This window comes from Asticcacaulis benevestitus DSM 16100 = ATCC BAA-896 (genome assembly GCF_000376105.1).
Classification (GTDB): domain Bacteria; phylum Pseudomonadota; class Alphaproteobacteria; order Caulobacterales; family Caulobacteraceae; genus Asticcacaulis; species Asticcacaulis benevestitus.
The window spans coordinates 25,974-33,452 of sequence record NZ_AQWM01000038.1; the positions used below are offsets into that span (position 1 = coordinate 25,974).

At 52.2% G+C, this 7,479-nt stretch carries 8 protein-coding genes and 1 tRNA gene; 6 read left to right on the plus strand and 3 right to left on the minus strand.

Annotation, left to right across the window (positions count from 1 at the left end):
- Positions 1-138: 138 nt before the first annotated feature.
- The 3 genes from B060_RS0120300 to B060_RS0120310 all read left to right on the plus strand — a co-directional run bounded on the left by B060_RS0120300 (position 139) and on the right by B060_RS0120310 (position 2,117).
- Positions 139-573, plus strand: a complete 435-nt coding sequence (locus B060_RS0120300; protein ID WP_018083648.1) for a GNAT family N-acetyltransferase — start codon at positions 139-141, stop codon at positions 571-573.
- A gap of 66 nt (positions 574-639) precedes the next feature.
- Positions 640-724: transfer RNA gene (locus B060_RS0120305), tRNA-Leu, on the plus strand.
- 202 nt (positions 725-926) lie between these two features.
- A complete protein-coding gene (locus B060_RS0120310) occupies positions 927-2,117 on the plus strand; it encodes a tyrosine-type recombinase/integrase (protein ID WP_018083649.1) in 1,191 nt (396 codons plus the stop codon).
- 292 nt (positions 2,118-2,409) lie between these two features.
- Here B060_RS0120310 and B060_RS0120315 read toward each other — a convergent pair whose 3' ends face one another.
- A complete protein-coding gene (locus B060_RS0120315) occupies positions 2,410-3,621 on the minus strand; it encodes a hypothetical protein (protein WP_018083650.1) in 1,212 nt (403 codons plus the stop codon).
- 206 nt (positions 3,622-3,827) lie between these two features.
- Here B060_RS0120315 and B060_RS0120320 point away from each other — a divergent pair, with 206 nt between their 5' ends.
- Positions 3,828-4,187, plus strand: a complete 360-nt coding sequence (locus B060_RS0120320; protein WP_018083651.1) for a hypothetical protein — start codon at positions 3,828-3,830, stop codon at positions 4,185-4,187.
- Between the two features lie 184 nt (positions 4,188-4,371).
- On the opposite strand, the gene B060_RS26300 is transcribed toward B060_RS0120320, so the two are convergent.
- On the minus strand, positions 4,372-4,905 hold the full coding sequence (locus B060_RS26300) for a GNAT family N-acetyltransferase (RefSeq protein ID WP_018083653.1): 534 nt from the start codon (positions 4,903-4,905) through the stop codon (positions 4,372-4,374).
- A gap of 647 nt (positions 4,906-5,552) precedes the next feature.
- Here B060_RS26300 and B060_RS0120340 point away from each other — a divergent pair.
- Positions 5,553-6,128: a hypothetical protein gene (locus tag B060_RS0120340; RefSeq protein ID WP_018083655.1), complete on the plus strand. Its 576-nt coding sequence runs from the start codon at positions 5,553-5,555 to the stop codon at positions 6,126-6,128.
- Positions 6,129-6,641, plus strand: coding sequence for a hypothetical protein (locus tag B060_RS0120345; RefSeq protein ID WP_018083656.1), 513 nt, complete (start codon positions 6,129-6,131; stop codon positions 6,639-6,641). It abuts the gene before it with no gap.
- Positions 6,642-7,233: 592 nt separating this feature from the next.
- Here the strand turns inward: B060_RS0120345 and B060_RS25350 are convergent.
- Positions 7,234-7,479 (minus strand): integrase core domain-containing protein (locus B060_RS25350; RefSeq protein WP_018083657.1); only part of this gene is annotated, 246 nt, incomplete at its 5' end.

Consider the following 7,479-nt stretch of genomic DNA (forward strand, 5'->3'; position numbering starts at 1 on the left):
CCTCAGCTTTAGTGAGACCAATCTTATAAAGATATGCCCTACGCAGGTCGTATTTGTAAATTGCTCATCATGGCATGGTCGCAACTTGCCAAGCCTATGGCACGGGCTTAGACACCTGATCTGTTCGAGGAAAACGCTATGTCCGTTACCATCCGTCACATCGCCCACGCCTCCCATGATTACGCCATGGCGGTCAATCTGCGCCGCGCCGTTTTACGCACGCCCCTGGGGCTCGATTTCACCTCGGCGCAACTGGCGGCCGAAACGACCGACACGCATCTGGCCGCCTTCGAGGGTGAAGACCTTGTCGCCACCGTGGTGTTGTCGCCCTATGACGATACGACGCTGAAACTGCGCCAGATGGCGGTCGATGACAGCCAGCGAGGCGCCGGTATCGGCCGGCACCTGCTCGCCGCCGCCGAAGCCTTTGCCAAGACGCAAGGCAAGACGCGGATCATCTTGGCGGCACGCGTCACGGCGCAGGCTTTCTATACCGCAAACGGCTATGTGGCCGAGGGCGAGGTTTTCGAGGAGGTGACGATCCCGCATATCACCATGTGCAAGACTCTTTGATGTCTGAAGGCGGTTTTCGGGCTTGCACCCATGCGCGAAAGCCATTATCAGACCTCCTTCCTGCAGGCCCCTGTGGTGGAATTGGTAGACGCGCCGGATTCAAAATCCGGTTCCGCGAGGAGTGTCGGTTCGAGTCCGACCGGGGGCACCAAGGCTACGTCCGCATCAGTGCGTTGATGATTGAAAATCCCTTTATAATATGGTAGTTTAGAGACTTGATTGTCCCTAATTGTCTTTCCTTGTTCGTATGTATCCGGTCTATTTTGGGGTCACTCACGGGGGCACTTCTCGCCGTCGCTTTAAAATGACCCCTGATTCTGGGGTTACTGACCCCAACCCCATGAGGTTTCGTAATGGCTTTATCCGATACGGCTATTCGTAACGCCAAACCGAGGGACAAGCAGTACAAGCTCTACGACGAAAAGGGTCTGTTCATGATCCTGTCGCCGGCCGGTGGAAAATGGTGGCGTTTCAAATACACCCTCAACGGTAAAGAGCAGCAGCTGACCGTCGGCGTCTATCCCGACGTCGGCCTGAAAGAGGCAAGGTTAAAACGCGATGAAGCACGGAAGCTTCTGGCAGCAGGGATAGATCCTGGGGCGGATAAGAAGCGCAAGGCGGTAGCTGCGACGATGGCGGCCGAGAACACGTTCAAGGCGGTGGCAGAGGAGTTTATCACCAAGCGGGAGCGTGAGGGCTTGGCAGAGGTGACCATTGGCAAAGCCAAATGGCTGCTATCGCTACTTGAGCCGTCGATTGGCCGACAACCGATATCTGACATTGAGCCGTATGAACTGCTGGCAGCTCTAAAAGAGGTTGAGGCGCGCGGCACCCATGAGACAGCTAAACGCATGAGGGCATTTGCGGCTCGTGTGTTCAGGTATGCGATCATCACTGGCCGGGCACGCCACAATCCTGCAGCTGACCTCGGCGAGGCCCTAATATCCCCTAAAGTGACACACCATGCCGCCATCATAGAACCCAAGGCCGTGGGGGCACTGCTAAGAGCCATCGATGGCTACGAAGGCAACACCACAACCAAATTGGCTCTAAGACTGGCTCCGCACGTGTTTGTCCGACCAGGCGAGCTTCGTCACGCTGAGTGGTCTGAGATAGACTTTGATGCCGCAGTATGGCGGATTCCGCCGGCAAAGATGAAGATGCGACAGGAACATGCCGTGCCGCTGTCCCGTCAAGCGATTGCAATTTTGAAGGAAGGCGAAGCTGTGCGCGGACATAGCAAGTATGTCTTCCCTGCCCTTCGCACTTGGTTGCGGCCCATGTCCGAGAACACGCTCAATGCCGCTTTGAGGCGCTTGGGCTACAGTTCCGACGAAATGACATCGCATGGTTTCAGAAGCACCGCCAGTACGCTGCTGAACGAATCAGGGAAATGGGCGCCCGATGCGATCGAGCGTGCTCTCGCTCATAAGGATGGCGATAATGTCCGAGCCGCATATCACCGGGGCACACACTGGGACGAGCGCGTCAAGATGGCTCAGTGGTGGTCAGACTATCTGGATGAGTTGCGCCACAAATTTTAGATTTTTAACGGTGCCGATCGTCGCGGAGGCATTGGCCAACAAAGCCATGGAAGGCTATGTTGGCAGCCAAAGCAAACGTCGTAAGATGCGCAGTTTTCAATCGACCTAAAGAGGTACTTATTCATCAAGTGAAGGTTTAGTCTGTGCGCCTCGGCTGAGGTATGCCTGATGTAGAAGTGACGCAAATCGATCCCAGCGCGCACTGCCAGCCTTAGACTTCTCCACAAAGCGTCCCCCGACCCTAATCAGGCCGAACCCGACAGTTCTTTCATCGGGGAGTATAGCTGACTCTTCAGCTTTTTTTGGCTGGGGCACCTGGCTTCTCCTCAATGTCCACGTTCAAAGATAACACGACTTCAAATGCTTTTAACACATTGTACACGTGCGAGGCAAAGTGTTGCATTACGCTCACCTCAGGATTGTTATCACCAACGTCGTTAAAAAATCGTGGCTGGCTATGGTCTACACAAATTAAACCTTTGTAAGCGCCATCGGCAGTCAAAAGCTCCGTGTAAGGTGTCTTAGTCTTTATGTACCTAGAGGGCAACGGGCCCTTGATCGGGGTGACTATGCTAGACCGGTAGAAGTGGTCGTCGGTATCGTTGGGATGCGAGTACACGTCATTGATGTTTTTAGATAATTGCTCACGGTCTGGCACCACGAAAAAGGGCCTAGACCCCGTTTCCTCGTAAAAAAGCTTTCTATAGCAGTAGTGGGACTTCACAAGACATCCTCTACGTTGAGTGCGGTCAATATTGCGGTCGTGATCTAAGCGCAACTGCGCGTTTCGGCCAACCCGAACAATCGGGGTATAAATGGGCCTTGCGGCGGATCCGGCGAACACTTTGATGTTAACAGCCACGGTGTCGTACTGGCTGACCCCTTTGATTTCATTTATGATTTCGACAGCAATCAAGCACACCTTTTCAAGGTGGGCGCCCAGCTCTTTCGTCAATGCTTCAGCATTGGTTTTACCTAGTAGAAGCAGTTCACGCTTTTCCTCTTCAGATATTGCCTTTTTTATGGTCTGACTCGTGCGGTCTGAAACATTCATGAGGTAGGCATCAAATTCGGATCGTAGTCGTTCAAGGGTCTTGAACCGTTCGGCCACCTTGGCCTCAACGGATTTTTTTTGCGCCAGAACACGTTCAAGCTCATCGACTCTATTTTGAAGATCGACCATTTTCGAGCGACGCCAAGTCGAAACAATGTCTTGGCATATGATGTATATCGACATGCAAAAGGCGCCGACGATTAGCCAATCAGCAATTCGGGTCAGTCGATCGATTGCTGCGGCGGCGGTTGCAGGCTGATCCGCTACGGCCATATATATGCCAATGCTGCCGCTGACCACCGTGAACAAATAACCTAGGGCGCGTTCAAGGAAAGGCCCTAAGGCGTTTCGGAAGTTGCCGGCTATTTCAAAGGATTTTTCGATACGTGAAGTTGCGCGACCGTCAGGAGATTGATCACGGTGTTCCGTTAAAGTCTTAGTGCCCGCCATTTTTCCCCCGTGATTGAATCAATGTTAATGATTTCTTCACGAAACTGTCAAGCAGTCAACCTCTGGTATTTGGTTTCGAATTTTACCTTGTCCGGACTTAGTGCCCCCTTATCACCAACAACCTTCCCGGCACGCTGTACCGGATAGATGCCCTTGCCCTAGCCCTCTTGTCAGCATAGGTTGAGCGAACAACTAAAGGGGGAATCATGAAACGCATCATCACCGCCGCGCTCGTAGGAGCCCTGCTCGCCTCCGCGCCGGCCTACGCTGGCTCCCAAAAGGAACTGGCTCAATCCGCTCTGATCGAGGTCGGCAACGATAAGCTGACTGTGCTGGGTATCATGAAAGACCCCGGCAATCGCGAACTGAACGGCAATCAAGAGGCTTGGCAATATTGCGCGCGCTCAGGAGCGATCAACAAGTTCGTCGTGGTCTATTTCAAAGACGGCAAGGTCGAGAAGATGGCCACCTATACGAAGAAGTGGCTCGGCGGGTGCGGTGGCCAGTATAAACCCGTGAAGTGGGACGCGCCGGTCGATCCACGTGAAGGCCTAAGAGGGCAATGAGACACCTCCAAGCCGACGAGGCGTTTAAGCTCCGCTTCCGTGCCGAGGCTATGGAAGCCGCTGCTCGTGCCGCTGATGTAAACGGCGACGCTGAGAAGCTTGCAGAAAAACTGCGCAAGGCCGCAGCGGATCTTAAGCGCCAGGCATTCAGGATTGAGGAAACGGGGCGGTGAATATGCGCCCGTCAGGCCATCGCTGCAGCTTTGTGCAAATCAATAAACAGAACCGGCGTCGCTAAAGCTTTATTCTCAGGCGTATCGATCAGCGTGAAACCGCACTTCTGATAAAACGTCACTGATTTCTGCTTTGAATCTACCATAATAAAACGACAGCCTATCGTCGGGCATATTACCTCTTTGGCTCTACCCACCGCAAAGTCGATAAGGCCCTCCCCCAAGCCTCTCCCTCGAAATTTTTGGTCGGTTAGCAATCGAGCTATTTTGATTGCCGGAAAATGGGGATATCGAAAATTTACCCCACCATCCGGCATCAACTGCGGATCAGACTTAACCTCGCTACATACGAGAGTTATATACGAGGCAATGTTGCCAGTGGATTCATGGATGGCGACATAGGTTCGAGACAAGCTTTCCCGCTCAAAGCGCTTCGCATCTTTTTTCAAGAATTGAGACAGGGGAGCAAAATCAGCATCACCGCTGGATATCTTCGTTTTGTCGTCAGCTTGCAGCGGACGCAAACCGAAAGTATCCTCAGGCATGCTATTTCTTGGGCTTCGTTTTCAATTGAACGTAACCCGTATGCTTGTACTCTTTGGCCATCTCGACGCCACGCTTCACGGATTCTATGGCCGCACTTTTAGGGCGCCCGTAGGTTACCTGGTCTTGAAACTTTCTGGCATCGGAGCCCGTTAGGGTGACTCCGCCAAAAGCGGATGATATAATAGCCATTGCGAACCCTCCTTTCGGGTCATAAGCTGATGCGCATTCTTCCAATGAAGAGGCTACACCTGAAGTGTCAATTTAAAATTGACACTCATTTATCGCATGCTAAGAGAAATCTTACAACGAATTTTGTTCTCCATTTGTTCGATTTGGTAATCAATATCTTCTCTACTTTTAGGATTAAATCCTATTCGTGAGCACGTAACGGGAACGTCGTTTTTAATAAAAGCGGGGGAGCGGAGCGTGACTAACCGGGCCGCCACGGTGCTACACATCGCCCTGAGCGCTTATAGGTGTCAATTTAAAGCGCCGAACTCAACACTTAAATAATGGCATTTCCGCCATACCTCCAAGCCACCCTCACCGGTGGCTTTTCTATGCCCGACGCCCGCTCGGCATTGTCAATCTTCGGGACTCGGCTTTCAATACCTTAGTTGGGGGCAATCCAGACTGAGGATTTGCCATGTACGTATCCGAGGCCATAAAACGTGGCGTAAATGCGAAACAGTCCATCACAAGGTTTATGCGCAGGACCGGTCGGACCCTGAGCGGCCGACTGATATGGACGCCGCCGGAAATCGACGTGATCGAAGAGTTCTGGCCAGATTGGCAGGCCATCGAAGAACGGCTTCCACACCGAACAGCTTGCGCCGTCAAATGCAAGGCGCGTGAGCTCGGTTATAAAAAGCATGTCCAATACTGGCAACCTGACGAAAAGCATCGGATGGTTCCGCCATACAAGGCCGGCGTGCCGATCGGCGATATAGTGGTCAAGGTCGGCGATCGGACGAAAGTTCAGATCTACGGCAAGGCGTCGCATTTAAAGATCAGGCGCCCGCGAAAACCTCCGAAGCAAACGGGAATGCGCATTGTTGACCTGATCCGGCGGCGGGCTTTTGACCAAGGCTATACCATGACTGAGTTGGATTCGTGGGTCGGGCGTAGGTACTTCGTTGCACCCACCAAGCTTGATCCTTGGGCCATAAGCCGGGCGCTATCGATCCTCGGAGGTTCAATTATTGCAGTTTGGGAGCATTAAATGGGTCACCTTATTTGGCACACTGATGAGGACAATTTAATCACCAAATTATATCCGGATTACGTGGCACTCGTATTAGCGCTGCCCCGCCGCACAAAATTCGCAATCGTCACTCGCGTTGGCCATCTCAAGATTGGTCGCCGGTGCCAGGCCTGGACGGGCGCCGAACTAATGCGTTTGCGCAGAGCTTGGGAGGACGGAGTCCATCGCTCCGAAATAACAAAAATGTTTGCCCCTCGAAAATGGGAAACAATCTATGCCCAAATAAAGGCATTCAAGAAATACCGCTGCCACCGTCGAATAGCTGAGAAATTTCGCCATCCCGCTGTTGGCTCAGTACGGGACAAATGCAAGGAAGAGAATTTACCGCTTGCGCAGCTAGCGCGCACGATAGGTGCGGCTCGATATTTTGGAAGGTCAGATAATAGCACCAGCATCGCCAGTCTCATCAAGGCCGTTCACTACCTTGGCGGCGAGATAGACATCGTTTGGAAAGATTGCGACGATTTGTAGCCTGCGTTCGCGGTATCATATCTTCGAAATGTTGCCCTTGCCGCGCAGGCTCTCAAGCACGATTTGGGTTTTCCTTCAGATGAAAATGGCTCGTTTCTGGGGTGGAAAAGTGAAGATATAAGCCCATCCAGTGCCGGTTTTGTTGGGCAACCACGTCACCCGCAGATGGGGAGCGGTTTTCTTAAAAAAGGACGCTAAATGTGGCTGTTCGACAATTGTATTACATCTAACTCGTTGATAAATAAGAGAACAAATTTTTGTTCGACAAACGTATTACAAACACAAATTTCGCACAAGGCATTGATTTAGAAAGTAAAATCCACAACTTGGATCAAAGCGCAAGCTGTGCGTAAGGTGTACTCCCTTTCTTCGGGACTTCTCTCACCACATAGACAGATAATAGTTAGACAAATTCCACATCCTCCGTCGGGAGCTTACGGTATCATTCCGCTCACGCCGTGGAGCGGACCAAGCCTCAGCCTACCAGCATCGGCCAACTGCTCGAAGTCCTGCCGTATCCGGAAGCCATTGATGCCAGGCTCTCAATAACGCCATCTCCCAGATGTAGTTGCCCCCTAATTCCCGGACAGGATCAGGTTTTCGATTGCATGGCTCTGAACTCTCTCGGTGAGAGATAGCGCAAAGCCTTGTGGGGGTGAAGTTCATTATAGTGCTCAAACCATTTTGGTAGATTATCGATGACGGTTTGAGCGTCGGGCAGCGGGTTTACTTTGACATAATCGCGCTTGAACGTCTTTACGAAGGCCTCCGCCATGCCATTGGATTCAGGACTTCTGACGGGCGTTGAGCGTTGCTCCAGCCCGATATCCTTTAGCAA

Excerpts from the sequence above, each read along its gene's own strand:
- B060_RS0120315 (WP_018083650.1), bottom strand. The coding sequence starts at position 3,621 with ATGGCGGGCACTAAGACTTTAACGGAACACCGTGATCAATCTCCTGAC.
- B060_RS0120320 (WP_018083651.1), top strand. The coding sequence starts at position 3,828 with ATGAAACGCATCATCACCGCCGCGCTCGTAGGAGCCCTGCTCGCCTCC.
- B060_RS0120340 (WP_018083655.1), top strand. The coding sequence starts at position 5,553 with ATGTACGTATCCGAGGCCATAAAACGTGGCGTAAATGCGAAACAGTCC.
- B060_RS0120345 (WP_018083656.1), top strand. The coding sequence starts at position 6,129 with ATGGGTCACCTTATTTGGCACACTGATGAGGACAATTTAATCACCAAA.
- B060_RS0120300 (WP_018083648.1), top strand. The coding sequence starts at position 139 with ATGTCCGTTACCATCCGTCACATCGCCCACGCCTCCCATGATTACGCC.
- B060_RS0120310 (WP_018083649.1), top strand. The coding sequence starts at position 927 with ATGGCTTTATCCGATACGGCTATTCGTAACGCCAAACCGAGGGACAAG.
- B060_RS26300 (WP_018083653.1), bottom strand. The coding sequence starts at position 4,905 with ATGCCTGAGGATACTTTCGGTTTGCGTCCGCTGCAAGCTGACGACAAA.